Below are 15,105 nucleotides of genomic sequence, written 5' to 3'. Positions count from 1 at the left end.
AGGCTGCGTTAATGGGCGCATGACAAACGAGAATCGTAAAACCCGCGCCGTGCATGGCGTCACAGCCCCGCCTGTGCGGCCCACTGTGCTGGGGGCGGCACTGGTCGCGGGGGCTGTCAGCTTGCCCGTCGGGATCACGATCCAGCTGATCAGCCTGCTGGTGCTTTAGGAACCGCGCATGGCCTTGGCCTCCACGGTTACCGCCACGGTTGCCGCCACGGTTGCCTCTGGCGCAAAGGTGCTATCCCAGCTGCACCAGCGCGTGGCGTTTCTTGCCGGCGCTCAGTTTGATCGGCTGTGCCAGCATCGTGGCATCGACCATCAGCCCCGCGTCCGTCAGCGGTTCGTCATTCAGCCGCGCGCCGTTTTCTGCGATCAGGCGCTTGGCTTCTTTGCCGGTGGCGGCAAGGCCCGCGCGCACGATGATCTGCGCAATCGACATGCCGTCGCCCAGTTCTGCGGCCCCCAGCGTCAGCGTGGGCAGGTCGTCACCAACACCGCCTTTTTCAAAGACTTCGCGCGCGGTGGCCTCTGCCGTCGTCGCAGCCTCGGCGCCGTGCAGCAGGGCGGTGACTTCATTGGCAAGGATGATCTTGGCGGCGTTGATATCGGAGCCTTGCAAGGCCCCCAGACGATTGCATTCGTCCAGCGGCAATTCGGTGTAAAGCTTCAGGAACCGCCCCGTATCGGCATCGGTCGTATTGCGCCAGAATTGCCAGAATTCGTAAGGCGACAGCATGTCGGCGTTCAGCCAGACAGCGCCCCCCGCAGATTTGCCCATCTTGCGCCCGTCGGATGTGGTCAGCAAGGGCGAGGTCAGGCCATAGATTTCATGGTCCAGCACCCGGCGTGTCAGGTCGATGCCGTTGATGATATTGCCCCATTGATCCGACCCGCCCATCTGCAACAGGCAGCCATAGCGCCGGTTGAGTTCCAGAAAATCATAGGCCTGCAGGATCATGTAGTTGAATTCGAGGAAGGACAAAGATTGTTCACGGTCCAGCCGCGATTTCACGCTTTCGAATGCCAGCATCCGGTTGACGCTGAAATGCCGCCCGATGTCGCGCAAAAAATCGAGGTAATTCAACTGATCCAGCCATTCGGCATTGTTCAGCATCAAGGCATCGGTTGGTCCGTCACCATAGGTCAGGTATTTGGCGAACACCTGCTGCATGCCTGCGATATTCGCGTCGATCTGGTCAGCTGTCAGCAAGGGGCGTTCATCGGCGCGAAAGCTGGGGTCACCGACCTTGGTCGTGCCGCCACCCATCAAGGTGATCGGCTGATGGCCGGTCTTTTGCAGCCAGCGCAGCATCATGATGTTCAGCAAATGCCCGACATGCAGCGATTTCGCTGTCGCGTCATAGCCAATATAGGTCGTCACCACCCCACGGCTGAGCGCATCGTCCAGTCCTTGATAATCGGTGCAATCAGCCAGAAAGCCGCGCTCCATCATCACGGACATGAAATCAGATTTGGGGTGGTAAGTCATGGATATGTTCCTAATCTCGCACCAGCACTCTATAATCAGCGCAAGTGATGAGGGAAAGCAGATGTTGGAGGGGATTGCCGTCACCGCGCTTGGCACCATGTCGGGCACGTCGCTTGACGGGGTCGATGCCGCAGTGGTCGAAACCGACGGCGTGCGTATTTTCGGGTTCGGGCCAGTCGCCTATCGCGCCTATAGCGTTGCGGAACAGGATGTGCTGCGCGCGGCCTTGGGCCTTTGGCCGGATCAGGATGTCACCGCTGCCGCCCGCATCGTCGAAGATGCGCATATCGCGGTGATGGCGGGGTTTCGCGATGTCGCGGTTGCGGGGTTTCACGGGCAGACATTGGCGCATGATCCGCGCGGGCGCGGCACGCATCAATGCGGCGACGGCGACAGGCTGGCCGCGGCGCTAAATTATCCGGTGGTCTGGGATTTTCGCAGTGCCGATGTTGCGGCAGGCGGGCAGGGCGCGCCACTGGCGCCGTTTTACCATTTCGCATTGGCCAAATGGATCGGGGCGCGCGCGCCGGTGGCGTTTTTGAACCTTGGTGGCGTTGGCAACCTGACATGGGTCGATCCGGCCTGCGCCGATCCGGCTGATCCGGGCGCCTTGCTGGCCTTTGATACCGGTCCTGCCAATGCGCCGATCAACGACGCGATGCGCGCGCGGCTGGGGCGGGGATATGACGACAACGGGCAGGTGGCGGCAGCGGGGGTGCCGGATGTCGCGTCGCTTGCTGCATTTTGCGCTGATCCCTATTTCGCCCTGCCGCCACCCAAGTCGCTGGACCGCGATCATTTTCGCGCGCTTGGTCCGGCCACAGCGCATCTGGGCGATGCCGATGCCATCGCCACGCTGACCCAAGCCGTGGTCTGGTCGGTTGCATCGGCAATGGCGCAATGCCCGCGCCCGCCTGCGCGGTTGCTGGTCACCGGCGGCGGGCGGCGCAATGCCACGCTGATGGCGGGGCTTGCTGCAATCTGCGGTTTGCCCGTCGATCCGGTCGAGGCGGTGGGGCTGGATGGTGACATGCTCGAAGCGCAGGCGTTTGGCTATCTTGCAGTGCGCGTGCTGCGCGGCTTGCCGATTTCTGCTCCCGGTACGACCGGTGTCCCAAGGCCCGCGCGCGGCGGGCGTGTGAGCGTCCCGCGCGGGCGGACCCAGACCTGACCCAGACCTGACCCGCACCAGCATGGTGGCCCTGCACGTTGTCGTATCGGCCAGGCACCCCGGGCCACGAAACGGGCTTAGCCATTCAAGTCACTTGATATTTTTTCGTGTCGATGTTGCGATTATAGCGCAAAATTAGGCGGATACTGGCCGAGCAGGGTGCATTTTGGGGTAAACGTAGCGGTTGAGTTCACACCGCCGTGAGGTGGTATTGAACCGAACTGTTTAGTTGTCAAATTCCGATCACAAGACAACCCAAAATGGAGAAGACAAATGACAACGACATTCAAATTCGTACGGACCGCTATGCTGGCAGCACCATTCGCAGTTGCAGCAGGCATGTCCGCCGCGGGCGGCCTGGCGCAGCCAGTGGAAACAGTGGCACCCACACCTGTCGCGCCCGCCCCCATGATGGCCAGCACCGACTGGACCGGGTTTTACGCCGGTGGCCAGCTTGGCTATGCTGATGTGACCGGCAGCGGTACGACCGCTGATGTCGATGGTGCGATCTATGGTGTGCATGGCGGCTATATGTATGATCTGGGTAGCGTCGTTCTGGGTGGCGAGGTCGATTACGACCTGAGCAGCATCGACAACGTGGCAGGCACCGCTGATCTGGACGATATCATGCGCGTCAAGGCGCGTGTCGGCTATGATGCAGGCGCGTTTCTGCCATATGTGACCGGCGGCGTCGTGCGGGCCAACACATCCGGTCCCGATCTGGAAGTCGACGGCGACTTTTACGGTCTGGGCGTTGCATATAAATATGCCGACAATATCGTGTTCGGTGGTGAAGTGCTGCAGCACAAGTTCTACGAAGGTGATGCAGCAACGCTTACCGACACATTGCGCGCCACAACGGCAACGGCCCGCGTGTCCTACCAGTTCTGATCTGACGCTTTGATCCGATCCAAGGGCCTGCGCATCACGCGTGGGCCCTTTTTTATTGCCATGGGCCGCGTTTGGCGCTAGGCGGATGGCATGAAAAGCATTTGCACCATCACCTGCTGCATTATTCCCTGCTGACATCCGTCGCGGGCCGCTTTTGTCGTTTCCTACCAGATCGCAAGCAGCTAAGCCCGCAGCATAACCCCGCGCGCGAGGCAACATGACCACCATCCGGCTGCACAACACCAAATCCCGCAAACGCGAAGATTTCATCCCCATCGACGCGCGCAATGTGCGGATGTATCTGTGCGGGCCGACGGTCTATGACCGCGCGCATCTGGGCAATGCCCGCCCGTCTTTGGTGTTTGACGTGCTGTTCCGGCTGCTGCGGCAGATTTATGGCGCCAAGCATGTGACCTATGTGCGCAATTTCACCGATGTCGATGACAAGATCAACGCGCGCGCCGCCGCTGCCGGCCGCGCTATTGGTGATATCACCGCCGAAACCATCGGCTGGTATCACGCGGATCTGGACGCGCTTGGGGCGTTGCGCCCGACCCACGAACCCCGCGCGACGCAATATATCGCGCAGATGATCGCGATGATCACCGATCTGATCGCCAAGAACCACGCCTATGAGGCCGAAGGCCATGTGCTGTTCGCCGTCGAAAGCTATGCTGAATATGGCGCGCTGTCGGGGCGGTCGATCGACGATATGATCGCCGGTGCGCGGGTGGAAATCGCGCCTTATAAACGCAATCCGATGGATTTCGTGCTGTGGAAACCCTCTGGTGATGGCGTGCCGGGGTGGGACAGCCCCTGGGGCTATGGCCGCCCGGGCTGGCATATCGAATGTTCGGCCATGGCGCATGATCTGCTGGGCGATAGTTTCGATATCCATGGCGGTGGCAATGACCTGCAATTCCCGCATCATGAAAACGAGATCGCGCAATCGGCCTGCGCCCATCCGCATGGCGAATTCGCCCGCTACTGGATTCACAACGAAATGTTGCAGGTCGAGGGCAAGAAAATGTCCAAATCTTTGGGCAATTTCTTTACCATCCGCGATCTTTTGGATCAGGGCATCCCCGGCGAGGTGATCCGCCTTGTGATGCTCGGCACGCATTACGGCAAGACCATGGACTGGACCGAGGCCCGCCGGTCCGAGGCTGACCTGACGCTGCGCCGCTGGTACGGTATCTTGCATGGGCATGGCTTCGGTCCTGATCTGATCCGCGCGCTGAAGGCGGATGGCAAATGGCAGGCAGATGCGGAATTTCTGGGCGTGCTGGCCAATGACCTGAACACACCCGGTGCCATTGCGCGGCTGCATGTGCTGGCCAAAGGCAAGACGCCTACGGCACTGGCGGGTTTCGCGCATGGATTGGACATGCTGGGTTTGGTGCGTGACTGGGCCGCGATCCCGCTTTTGGACGGGGCAGAGGCGGGGCCGGATGTGACGCCCGCCGTTGCCGCGCGTGTCGATGCGCTGCTCGCGGCGCGCGCCGCCGCCCGTGCCGCCAAGGATTGGGCGCAGGCCGATGACGTGCGCGATATTCTGACCAGCGCAGGCGTGCAGGTCACCGATGTGGGCGGGCAGGCGACATGGTCGCCGGGCCCAGATTTCGATGCCTCCAAACTGGGTGGGCTGTGATGGCACGCGACAGGCTCTATCTTTATGACACCACATTGCGTGACGGTGCGCAGACCCAAGGCGTGCAATTTTCAGCCAAGGAAAAACACAAGATTGCCTCTGTGTTGGACGGGCTTGGGCTGGATTACATCGAAGGTGGCTGGCCGGGGGCAAACCCGACCGATACGGAATTCTTTGCCAGCCCGCCCGTGACCCGCGCCCGTTTCACTGCCTTTGGCATGACAAAACGGCAGGGGCGGTCGGCGGACAACGACGATGTGCTGGCCGCTGTGCTGAATGCCGGCACAGCTGCGGTCTGCCTTGTCGGCAAGGCCCATGATTTCCACGTCACCACGGCGCTTGGCATCGGACTTGACGACAATGTCGCAAACATCCGCGACAGTTTTGCCCATCTGGCCACATTGGGGCGCGAGGCGCTGTTTGATGCCGAACATTTCTTTGATGGCTACAAGGCAAATCCGACCTATGCGCTGGAGGTGATCCACGCCGCCTTTGGCGCTGGCGCGCGCTGGATCGTGCTGTGCGACACCAACGGTGGCACCTTGCCCGACGACATTGCGCGCATCGTCACGGCGGTGATCGCCAGCGGTATCCCCGGCGATCATCTGGGGATTCATACCCATAACGATACCGAAACTGCCGTGGCGGGGTCATTGGCCGCCGTCATGGCCGGCGTCCGGCAGGTCCAAGGCACGCTGAACGGGCTGGGTGAACGCTGCGGCAATGCCAATCTGACGACGCTGATCCCGACATTGCTGCTCAAAGACCCCTATGCCAGCCGGTTCGACATCGGCGTCAGCCATGATGCCCTGCGCGGCCTGCGCCGCGCCTCGCGCCTGCTCGATGACATCCTGAACCGCGTGCCCACCAAACAGGCCGCCTATGTCGGGGCCTCGGCCTTTGCGCATAAATCGGGGCTGCACGCCAGCGCCATCGCCAAGGACCCAACCACCTACGAACATATCGACCCTGCTGCGGTCGGCAACAGCCGCATCGTGCCGATGTCCAATCAGGCGGGCCAGTCGAACCTGCGCGCGCGTCTGGCTGACGCCGGTATCACGGTTGCCGCCGACAACCCCGCCCTTGCCCGCATCGTCGAACGGATCAAGGAACGCGAGGCGCAGGGTTATGCCTATGACACCGCGCAGGCCAGTTTCGAACTGCTCGCGCGTGCTGAACTGGGCCTTTTGCCCAATTTCTTCGAGGTCAAACGCTACCGCGTCACCGTCGAACGCCGCCGCAACAAGCGCAACCAGATGGTATCGCTGTCCGAGGCCGTGGTCGTGACCAAGGTGCAGGGCCAGAAATTTCTCAACGTCAGCGAAAGCCTTGGCCCCGACGGCAGCGACCGCGGCCCGGTGAACGCATTGGCGCGCGCGCTGGCCAAGGACCTTGGCCCCTATCAGGCGATGATCGATGATATCGAACTGGTCGATTTCAAGGTCCGCATCACTGGCGGCGGCACAGAGGCCGTGACCCGCGTGATCATCGACAGCGAAGACGGGCAGGGCAACCGCTGGTCCACCGTGGGGGTGAGCGCGAATATCGTGGATGCCTCTTTTGACGCGCTGATCGACGCGATCAACTGGAAACTGGTGCGGGACGGCGCACAGGCATGAGCTTTGACGCCTGCGCCGCGCTGGTTGAAAAGGCTGATCCCGAACGGTTCCGCGCGATTATGGCAGCACCTGTTGCCGCACGGCGGCTGCTGTTCCCGGTCTATGCGTTCAACGTTGAAATCATCCGCGCGCCCTGGCTGACCAAAGAACCGATGATCGCGGAAATGCGCCTGCAATGGTGGCGCGACGCGCTAGAGGAAATCAAGGCAGGCGGCAGGGTGCGCAAACATGAGGTGGTTGATGCCTTGGCCGCCGTGCTGGATGCACAAGGGGCGGATCTGCTCGATGCAACCATCGCTGCGCGGCGCTGGGACATTTATACAGACCCTTTTGCGGATTGGGACGATTTCGACGCCTATATCCATGCCACCAGCGGCGCGCCGATGATCACCACAGCACGGCTGCTGGGGAACAAAAACGCGGCTCTCGTCAGTGATTTCGCCTATGCGACTGGTGTTGCGAACCTGTTGCGCGCGCTGCCGGTGCTGCTGGACCGCCAGCGCCAGCCGCTGCCGGACCAAAGTGCAGCCGCAATAGCAGATCTCGCGCAGCGCGCCTTGGCGCGCCTGGACGCCGCCCGCACCGCGCGGCGCGATCTGCCACATCATGCCAGCGCGCCGTTGCTGCTTGGCCATGTCGCGAAACCGATCCTGACCCAAGCGGCCAAACACCCCGCCGCCGCGCTGCATGGCAATCTTGAATTGACACCGCTACGCCAAAGCATGCGGCTGGCACATATCGCCCTGCGCGGCTGGTGGGTCTGAGACCGCAACTTCTTATTTCCAAAAATACTCGCCTTTTGCCGGACGCAGTCCGGGGTGCAAGCTGCACCGCTTAGGGCGCCACCACCCTGCGCTGGCGTGACAGCCAGATCAGCGATGCGCCCGCGAGTACCAGAAACGGGATCATCGCAAGGTTGACGGCGTTCCAGCCCTCGACCGTGGTGCCGCCCGCGCAATTCAGCAACCCGCCGCCCGCCAACGACGCGACAGTGACCATGCCAAACACCAGCATATCGTTCAGGCCCTGCACCTGCCCGCGTTCTTCGGGGCGGTGCGCACCGGCCAGCATGGTCGTGGCCCCGATAAAGCCAAAATTCCAGCCCATGCCCAAAAGCGCCAAAGCAACAAAGAAATTCGCCAGTTCCACCCCCGCGATTGCGACACCCCCCGCCATGGCGAGGATCACCAGCCCCGTCGCAATGATCTTTTCCACGCCAAAGCGGGCGATCAGATGGCCGGTGAAAAAGGACGGCGCAAACATCGCAATCACGTGCAGCGACACGATGTCATTGGCGTTGTTGGTGGTGAACCCACAGCCAACGACCGCCAATGGGGTCGAGGTCATGACAAGGTTCATCAGCGCATAAGACACCATCGCGCAGACGATCGCCACCACGATGCGCGGATCGCGCAGCAATTCCCGACGACTGCGGCCCTTGATCGGGTTCAGCACCTTGGGTTCGGACCTGCTGCCCTTGGGCAGGTCAAGCCAGTAGAACAGGCCAACGCCGACAAGGTTCAACAAGATGATCGCCATATAAGAGCCAAGAAACGGCACGACAAAGGCATCCTGCGCCAGCTTGTTCAATTGCGGCCCGATCACGGCCGAGAGCAGCCCACCCGCCATGACAAAGGAAATCGCCTTGGGCCGGAACGCCTCAGAGGCGGTATCGGTCGCGGCAAAGCGGTAAAACCCTTGCGCGGACATGTAGATGCCGCTCAGGTACGACCCCACCAGCAACAAAAAGAACGACCCGGTATAAAGCCCGTAGGCCGATACTGCCGCCCCCATCGCGCCCGCGAAGGCACCGATCATAAAGCCGAACCGCCGCCCGTTGCGCTGCATCAGCGGGCTGATCCATGGCGCGGTCGTCATCGAGCCGAACACGATCATCGAAATCGGTAAGGTGGCAAAACACGGATTGCTGGCCAGTTGTCCGCCCGCCAGCCCGCCGATCACGAACATCATCGGCAATTGCGCGCCCAAAATGGCCTGTGCCAGTACCAGAACTGTCACATTACGTTTCGCGCGGCTATCGTCGATCATATCCATGCGCGAATTGCTACGCCGCGGTTTCGGGGCTGACAATGGCGAAAGCGTCGATCAGATGCGCAAAAGATCCCGCCACGCGCCCCGCGATCAGCCCCATGGGTGGCAAGGCGGCACCTGTCGCATCACTGGCAGTAAACAGAGGCGTGCCGTCGGCGCGCAATGTGCTGGCGTAATGGAATTCATGGCCGGCCCAGTGTCCCGCAAAGGGGCCTTGTGCTGCATGCAGATGCCGGTAGCCCAGATGCAATTTACGCTGCGCAAAGGATGTCTCTAACCGCAGCAGCCCCGCCATCGCGTGCCGCGTGCCACCCCCATCGACCAGCCCGTCACCCAGCACCATATAGCCGCCACATTCGCCATAGATCAGTGCCTTGGAATGGCGCAGGCTGTCCATGAACCGCGCGTTCGCCGCAATCCGGCCCGCGTGCAGTTCGGGATAGCCGCCCGGTAGATAGATGAAATCTGCGTCTGGCATCGGATCATCGGCGAGGGGCGAGAAAAACTGCAATTCCGCCCCGCCTGCGCGCCAATCTTTCAGCAGATGCGGATAGGCAAAGGCAAAGGCCGCGTCGCGCGCGATGGCGATGCGTTGGGCGGGGGGGGCCATACGGTGCGAGGCCCCGGCGCAGGGCCGGGGCGTGTTGAGCTTTTGCAGTGCGGTCAGGTCCAGATGCTGTGTCACAAGATCGGCGGCGTGGTCGAGGAACGCCTCTAGATCAGGGCGTTCTTGTGCCTGCACCAGCCCCAGATGCCGTGATCCCAGATGCAAGGCCGCATCGCGCGGGAGTGCGCCAAAGACCGTGATATCCTGCAAGGCGGCGCGCAGCATCGCCTCGTGCCGAGGCGAGCCTACGTTGTTGAGGATCACACCTGCGACCCGCAGATCAGGATCATAGCGCATGAAGCCCTGCGCGAGCGCACCCACCGATCCTGCCATGCGCCCTGCGTCGATCACCAGCACCGCGGGCAGGTGCAGGATTTTTGCCAGATCGGCGCTGGAGCCTTTGCCTGCGGGTGGCGCGCCGTCGAACAGGCCCATTGCGCCTTCGACGATCAGCGGGCCGCTGCCTGCGGCCAGTGCCCTGATCCGGTCTTGCGTCATCGCCCAGGCATCAAGGTTCACACATGGCCCGCCAGAGGCTGCGGCATGAAAGGCGGGGTCGATGTAATCGGGGCCGGATTTGGCGCTGCGGACGGGGTTTATGCGACTGAACGCGCGCAAGAGCCCCAGTGTGACCGTCGTCTTGCCGCTGCCCGAGGCGGGGGCGCTGATCAGAAAGGACATAGGTCCCTCCGGGACGCCTCCGGCGGGAGTATTTTGGGAAATAAGAAGACGGGCATCAGGCCGATTCGGCGGCGCGGCCCCGGCCCAAAGGGTCGAGGTTGCGCGCAGGCGCGCCTGCCGCCATGCCTTGCCAATCGAGGACCTGCCGCATCAGCACCGATTGGCCGACGCAGATGATCGCGGGTGGTTCGAGCTTGGCCGCGGCGATATCATCGACGATCGTGCCAAGCGTTGTTTCGAGCACGTGCTGGTCCTGTGTTGTCGCGGTGGTCACCACGGCGACGGGTTCATGCAGGCTGCGTCCGGCGGCGATCAGGTGACCTGCGATCTGGGCGATATGTTTCATCCCCATATAGATCACGATCACCTGAGATCCTTTTGATATACTTGCCCAATCAAGATTACCCGGCGTGTTGCCGGATTGGTCGTGGCCGGTCACGAAAGTCACGGACTGGTTCACGTCGCGGTGCGTGACGGGGATGCCCGCGTAGGCCAGCCCGCCGATGCCCGCGCTGATCCCCGGAATGATCCTGATCGGCACGCCGTGTTGCACCAGGGTCTGCGCCTCTTCGCCGCCGCGCCCAAAGACGAAAGGATCGCCGCCCTTGAGCCGCAGCACCCGTTTGCCCGCGCGCGCCAGATCGACCAGCCGTAGTGAAATGTCGCGCTGCTTGGCCGAAGGTTTGCCGCCGCGTTTGCCGGCATAGATCAGTTCCGCCCGCGGCGCCCAGTCGAGGATCGCTTCTTGCACCAGCGCGTCATAGATCACCACATCGGCCTGCCGCAGCGCGTTCAGCGCATGCAGCGTGAGCAGTCCCGGATCGCCCGGGCCAGCCCCGCAGAGCCAGACCCAGCCGGGTTGCATGATGGGCCAATCATGGCCGGGAAGGGGGGGCGCGTTATCCATGTAGCCGTTATGCCGCGATTTGTGCCGCAGGGAAAGCGGTGTTGCGACCTGCGATTGCCGATTGCCGTCATCCGCGCTGCTGCCTATCGTCGCGCCGATGACACGCAAACCCCAGACCGAATTGCGCCGTGGCTGGACCACGGGCGCCTGTGCGACAGCGGCGACCAAGGCGGCGCTGGTCCGGCTATGGGGCGGGGTATTTCCGCGCGACGTCACCATCACCCTGCCCAAGGGCGAGATGCCCAGCTTTCCGCTGGCCTTGGCCGAGGCGGGCGCGGGTTGGGCCAGTGTCGGGATCACCAAGGATGCGGGCGATGATCCTGATGTCACCCATGGTGCATTGATTGTCGTGCGGGTGTCCGCGTCGGCTGGCGGTGTGGTGTTCAAGGCGGGGGATGGTGTGGGCATGGTCACCAAGGCCGGTCTGCCGATTGCTGTGGGCGAGCCTGCAATCAACCCCGTGCCGCGCCAGATGATGACCGATGTTGTGGCCGAGATGGCCCTACTCTATGGGCAAAGCCCGGATGTCGTCATTGAGATATCGGTGCCGGGCGGGGCAGAGATCGCGCTGAAGACATGGAACCCCCGTCTGGGCATCGCGGGGGGGCTGTCGATTCTTGGGACCACCGGGATCGTGCGGCCGTTTTCCTGTGCCGCATGGATTGCATCCATCCATCGCGGCATCGACGTGGCGCGTGCGGATGGGCTGGTCCATGTCGCGGGTTGCACGGGGGCCACATCGGAAACCGTGGTGCAGGCGATCTATGGTCTGCCCGATCATGCGATGCTGGATATGGGTGATTTCGCGGGGGGCATGCTGAAATATCTGGCGAAACACCCGGTGCCGCGTGTCACCATCGGTGGTGGCATCGGCAAGATCACCAAGCTGGCCCAAGGGGCGATGGACCTGCATTCGGCGCGGTCGCAGGTGGATTTTGGCGGGCTCGCGCGGATGCTGGATGATCCACGGCTGGCCGATGCCAATACCGCGCTGGAGGCGTATCAGATCGCGGGCCCCCCGCTCGCGCAGGCGGTGGCGGAGGCAGCTTTAGCGCAGGTCAGCGCGCGGTTTGCAGGCATGACCTTTGATATCATCGTGATTGACCGCGCGGGGGCTGTGCTGGCGAGGGCTGGGATATGACGCTGCTTTTGCTGGCAGGCACGGCAGAGGCGCGCGCGCTTGCCACGGCCTTGCAGGGCCAAGATGTGATCGCCTCTTTGGCAGGGGCCACGCGTGATCCGGCACTCTTGCCCGTGCCAGTGCATAGCGGCGGGTTTGGCGGTGTTGAGGGGTTCGCCGCCTTTCTGGCGCAGCATGAAATCCATGCCGTGCTGGATGCAACCCATCCTTATGCCGCGCGGATCACGCAGCGCTCGGCCATGGTCTGCGCGGATATGGGCGTGCCGTTTTGCCAGCTGTTGCGTCCGCCTTGGGTGGCAGGGCCGGGGGATGATTGGACCGAAATCGCCAGCGAAGACAAGGCCGCAGAGCATATTCCACAGGGGGCAACCGTATTTCTTGGTACTGGCCGCCAGACGCTGGACGGTTTTGCCAATCTGACCGGCCGGCGCGTGATCTGTCGCCAGATTGATGCGCCCGAGCGGCCGTTTCCGTTTGATGGCGGGGAATTTCTGGTCGGACGCCCGCCGTTTTCGGTGGCCGATGAAATCGCGCTGTTCCGCCGTCTGGGGGTGGATTGGCTGGTCGTGAAGAATGCGGGCGGGCAAGCGAGTGCCACAAAACTGGTGGCCGCGCGCGATCTGCGTATTCCGGTGTTGATGATCGCGCGCCCCGCTTTGGGCGCGTGGTCCCAAGTGGCCAGTGTCGAGGCGGCCTTGGCCTGGGTGGCGCGCTTGTGATCGTGCGGGTCATCACATCGGATACCTGCATCCGTGAAGGCGCGGAACATCTGGCACGGATCGAGCCGCGCTTTGCCGCGATCATCCCCGATTTGCAGCCTTTGCCCCTGCGGTTGAAACCGGACGGGTTTGCCGCCCTGTTGGGGGCGATTGTCAGCCAGCAGGTCAGCGTGGCCTCGGCCAATGCCATCATGGGGCGGCTGGTGGCGGCGGGTATGGATGATCCGCGCGCCATTGCCCTGGCCAGTGCCGAGGACCTGCGCGCCTTGGGGCTGAGCGCGCAAAAGGCACGTTACGCCAAGGCGCTGGCGCTGGCCGATCTGGATTATCCGGGGCTGCACGCCTTGCCCAATGACGCGGTGATCGCACAATTGACGCAGGTCACGGGTATCGGCGTCTGGACGGCGGAAATCTATGCGATGTTTTCTCTGGGCCGCGCCGATGTCTTTGCCCCCGGCGATCTGGCCCTGCAAGAGGCGGCGCGCGTGATCTTTGATCTGCCAGACCGGCCCCGCGACACGGCGCTGCGCGCGATGGCGCAAGCCTGGGCGCCGTGGCGGTCGGTTGCAGCGCGGGTCATGTGGGCCTATTACGCGATAATAAAGGACAGGGAAGGGATCAGATGACACGGGCACTTCAGGCGCAGCGGCGCGAACCGCTCTCGGGTGAAACGCAATCTTGCGTGATTTTTCTGCATGGCTATGGCGCGAATGGCGCGGATCTGATCGGGCTGGCCGATCCTTTAGCCGAGCATCTGCCCGACACGCTGTTTCTGGCCCCCGACGCACCCGAAGGCTGCGCCGGTGCGCCGATGGGATACCAATGGTTCCCGATCCCCTGGATCGACGGGTCAAGCGAGGAAGAAAGCCAGGCCGGCCTGCAACGCGCCGCCGATGATCTGGATGCGTTTCTAGACGGGGTCATGGTGGACGAAGACCTGTTGCCCGAACAGGTGATCGTGCTGGGTTTCAGCCAAGGCACAATGATGGCGCTGCATGTCGTGCCGCGCCGAGAAGACCCGGTTGCGGGGCTCGTCGCCTTTTCGGGGCGGCTGTTGCTGGCGGACCTTTTGGCCGACGAGGCGCAATGCCGCCCACCTGTTCTGTTGATCCATGGCGACCAAGATGACGTGGTGCCGCCGCAATCGCTGCCGATGGCCGCAGAGGCGTTGCAGCAGGCCGGCTGGACCGAAGTCTACGCCCATGTCATGAAAGGCACCGCCCACGGCATCGCCCCTGACGGGTTGCAAGTGGCGCTGGCGTTCATGCGCGACCGGCTGGGGATGGAATGACCGGCGCATCCTGACTGGCCCTGCGTTTGTTTGGCACATATTGTGGGGGTTGTCACAAATCTGACGCGAGATATAGTCATGGTGAAAGCGCTGCGGAAACGCCGGTACGCAAGGCATCTGCACGCAATACGCGGGATTGATGACGATGGCTCAGACAGAATTTCGGACCGACTTTGTGCGCTCCTCGGGGGCATTGAAACATTTCCCCGCGCTTGTGCTGAACGCGGATTACCGGCCCTTGTCCTATTACCCACTGTCTTTGTGGCCCTGGCAAGAGGCGGTCAAGGCCGCATGGCTGGACCGCGTTGTGATCGTCAGCGAATATGCCGAAACCGTGCGCAGCCCGTCAACCGAGATCCGTATCCCATCGGTTGTCGTGCTCAAGGAATATGTCACCCCGCAACGGCAGGTCGCCTTTACCCGGTTCAACCTGTTCCTGCGCGATGAGTTTTGCTGCCAATATTGCGGGGCCAAGGGTGATCTGACCTTTGACCATGTCGTGCCGCGCGCGGCGGGGGGTGTGACAAGCTGGGAAAATGTCGTTGCCGCCTGTAGCGGCTGCAACCTGCGCAAAGGGTCGAAATCGCTGCGCCAATCGGGCATGTCGCTGCGCAAGCCGCCGCGGCGCCCGGCCGCGTCGCAATTGCACAACGTGGGGCGCAAATTTCCGCCAAACCACCTGCATCACAGCTGGTTGGATTATCTGTATTGGGATGCCGAGCTGGACGCGTGACCCGACGCTTGGGCTTTGGCCATCGGTGTCAGCTCTGGCCGGCACGAAACCCCGCTGCCAGCCCGCGCCATGCGTGTCCTGCGCTCAGGTGGCAAAGCCTGTAGACAGGCAAGCAAAGATGCTTTAGCCAGCGAGCGTTAGCGCTAACGA

General features: G+C 62.6%; 15 protein-coding genes. 11 read left to right on the top strand and 4 right to left on the bottom strand.

Annotated elements, in window-relative coordinates:
* The first annotated feature begins 19 nt into the window (after positions 1-19).
* Positions 20-169 (top strand): hypothetical protein, encoded by a 150-nt coding sequence (locus ACPF9B_RS07105; RefSeq protein WP_007204582.1) that lies wholly within the window; start codon positions 20-22, stop codon positions 167-169.
* A gap of 72 nt (positions 170-241) precedes the next feature.
* Here ACPF9B_RS07105 and tyrS read toward each other — a convergent pair whose 3' ends face one another.
* Positions 242-1,492: a tyrosine--tRNA ligase gene (tyrS, locus tag ACPF9B_RS07100; protein WP_007204583.1), complete on the bottom strand. Its 1,251-nt coding sequence runs from the start codon at positions 1,490-1,492 to the stop codon at positions 242-244.
* A gap of 61 nt (positions 1,493-1,553) precedes the next feature.
* Here tyrS and ACPF9B_RS07095 point away from each other — a divergent pair, with 61 nt between their 5' ends.
* The 5 genes from ACPF9B_RS07095 (at position 1,554) to ACPF9B_RS07075 (ending at position 7,588) form a co-directional block, all read left to right on the top strand.
* Positions 1,554-2,663 carry an anhydro-N-acetylmuramic acid kinase gene (locus tag ACPF9B_RS07095; protein ID WP_424180256.1) on the top strand — a complete coding sequence of 370 codons (1,110 nt, stop codon included), beginning with the start codon at positions 1,554-1,556 and terminating at the stop codon, positions 2,661-2,663.
* A gap of 273 nt (positions 2,664-2,936) precedes the next feature.
* On the top strand, positions 2,937-3,554 hold the full coding sequence (locus ACPF9B_RS07090; protein ID WP_424180254.1) for an outer membrane protein: 618 nt from the start codon (positions 2,937-2,939) through the stop codon (positions 3,552-3,554).
* 217 nt (positions 3,555-3,771) lie between these two features.
* On the top strand, positions 3,772-5,205 hold the full coding sequence (gene cysS, locus ACPF9B_RS07085; protein ID WP_424180252.1) for a cysteine--tRNA ligase: 1,434 nt from the start codon (positions 3,772-3,774) through the stop codon (positions 5,203-5,205).
* Positions 5,205-6,824, top strand: coding sequence for a citramalate synthase (cimA, locus tag ACPF9B_RS07080; RefSeq protein ID WP_424180250.1), 1,620 nt, complete (start codon positions 5,205-5,207; stop codon positions 6,822-6,824). The genes cysS and cimA overlap by 1 nt, the downstream gene beginning before the upstream one ends.
* Entirely contained in the window at positions 6,821-7,588 is a 768-nt protein-coding gene (locus tag ACPF9B_RS07075; RefSeq protein ID WP_424180248.1) for a phytoene/squalene synthase family protein, read from the top strand. The genes cimA and ACPF9B_RS07075 overlap by 4 nt, the downstream gene beginning before the upstream one ends.
* Before the next feature lie 70 nt (positions 7,589-7,658).
* Here the strand turns inward: ACPF9B_RS07075 and ACPF9B_RS07070 are convergent, their stop codons facing one another.
* From ACPF9B_RS07070 to cobA, 3 genes are read right to left on the bottom strand one after another with little or no spacing between them, the layout of a single operon-like run.
* The gene (locus ACPF9B_RS07070; RefSeq protein WP_424180246.1) at positions 7,659-8,879 is read right to left on the bottom strand and encodes an MFS transporter; all 1,221 of its coding nucleotides are present in this window, start codon (positions 8,877-8,879) and stop codon (positions 7,659-7,661) included.
* Between the two features lie 10 nt (positions 8,880-8,889).
* Positions 8,890-10,164, bottom strand: coding sequence for a cobyrinate a,c-diamide synthase (locus ACPF9B_RS07065; protein WP_424180244.1), 1,275 nt, complete (start codon positions 10,162-10,164; stop codon positions 8,890-8,892).
* A 55-nt stretch (positions 10,165-10,219) separates the two neighbouring features.
* Positions 10,220-11,071, bottom strand: a complete 852-nt coding sequence (cobA, locus tag ACPF9B_RS07060; protein ID WP_424180242.1) for a uroporphyrinogen-III C-methyltransferase — start codon at positions 11,069-11,071, stop codon at positions 10,220-10,222.
* A 97-nt stretch (positions 11,072-11,168) separates the two neighbouring features.
* On the opposite strand from cobA, the gene ACPF9B_RS07055 reads away from it, so the two are divergent.
* The 5 genes from ACPF9B_RS07055 to ACPF9B_RS07035 all read left to right on the top strand — a co-directional run bounded on the left by ACPF9B_RS07055 (position 11,169) and on the right by ACPF9B_RS07035 (position 14,955).
* Positions 11,169-12,212: a cobalt-precorrin-5B (C(1))-methyltransferase gene (locus ACPF9B_RS07055; protein WP_424180240.1), complete on the top strand. Its 1,044-nt coding sequence runs from the start codon at positions 11,169-11,171 to the stop codon at positions 12,210-12,212.
* Positions 12,209-12,931 carry a cobalt-precorrin-6A reductase gene (locus ACPF9B_RS07050; RefSeq protein WP_424180238.1) on the top strand — a complete coding sequence of 241 codons (723 nt, stop codon included), beginning with the start codon at positions 12,209-12,211 and terminating at the stop codon, positions 12,929-12,931. The genes ACPF9B_RS07055 and ACPF9B_RS07050 overlap by 4 nt, the downstream gene beginning before the upstream one ends.
* Positions 12,928-13,557 carry a DNA-3-methyladenine glycosylase 2 family protein gene (locus tag ACPF9B_RS07045; protein ID WP_207327957.1) on the top strand — a complete coding sequence of 210 codons (630 nt, stop codon included), beginning with the start codon at positions 12,928-12,930 and terminating at the stop codon, positions 13,555-13,557. The genes ACPF9B_RS07050 and ACPF9B_RS07045 overlap by 4 nt, the downstream gene beginning before the upstream one ends.
* Entirely contained in the window at positions 13,554-14,222 is a 669-nt protein-coding gene (locus tag ACPF9B_RS07040) for an alpha/beta hydrolase (protein WP_007204595.1), read from the top strand. Before ACPF9B_RS07045 ends, ACPF9B_RS07040 begins: the two co-directional genes overlap by 4 nt.
* Before the next feature lie 139 nt (positions 14,223-14,361).
* Positions 14,362-14,955, top strand: a complete 594-nt coding sequence (locus tag ACPF9B_RS07035; protein ID WP_007204596.1) for an HNH endonuclease — start codon at positions 14,362-14,364, stop codon at positions 14,953-14,955.
* Positions 14,956-15,105: the final 150 nt, after the last annotated feature.

Source organism: Yoonia sp. TsM2_T14_4, assembly GCF_049602355.1.
Lineage (GTDB): Bacteria > Pseudomonadota > Alphaproteobacteria > Rhodobacterales > Rhodobacteraceae > Yoonia > Yoonia vestfoldensis_A.
Note: the sequence above shows the minus strand (reverse complement) of the source record. Positions and strands in the feature narration are given on the sequence as shown.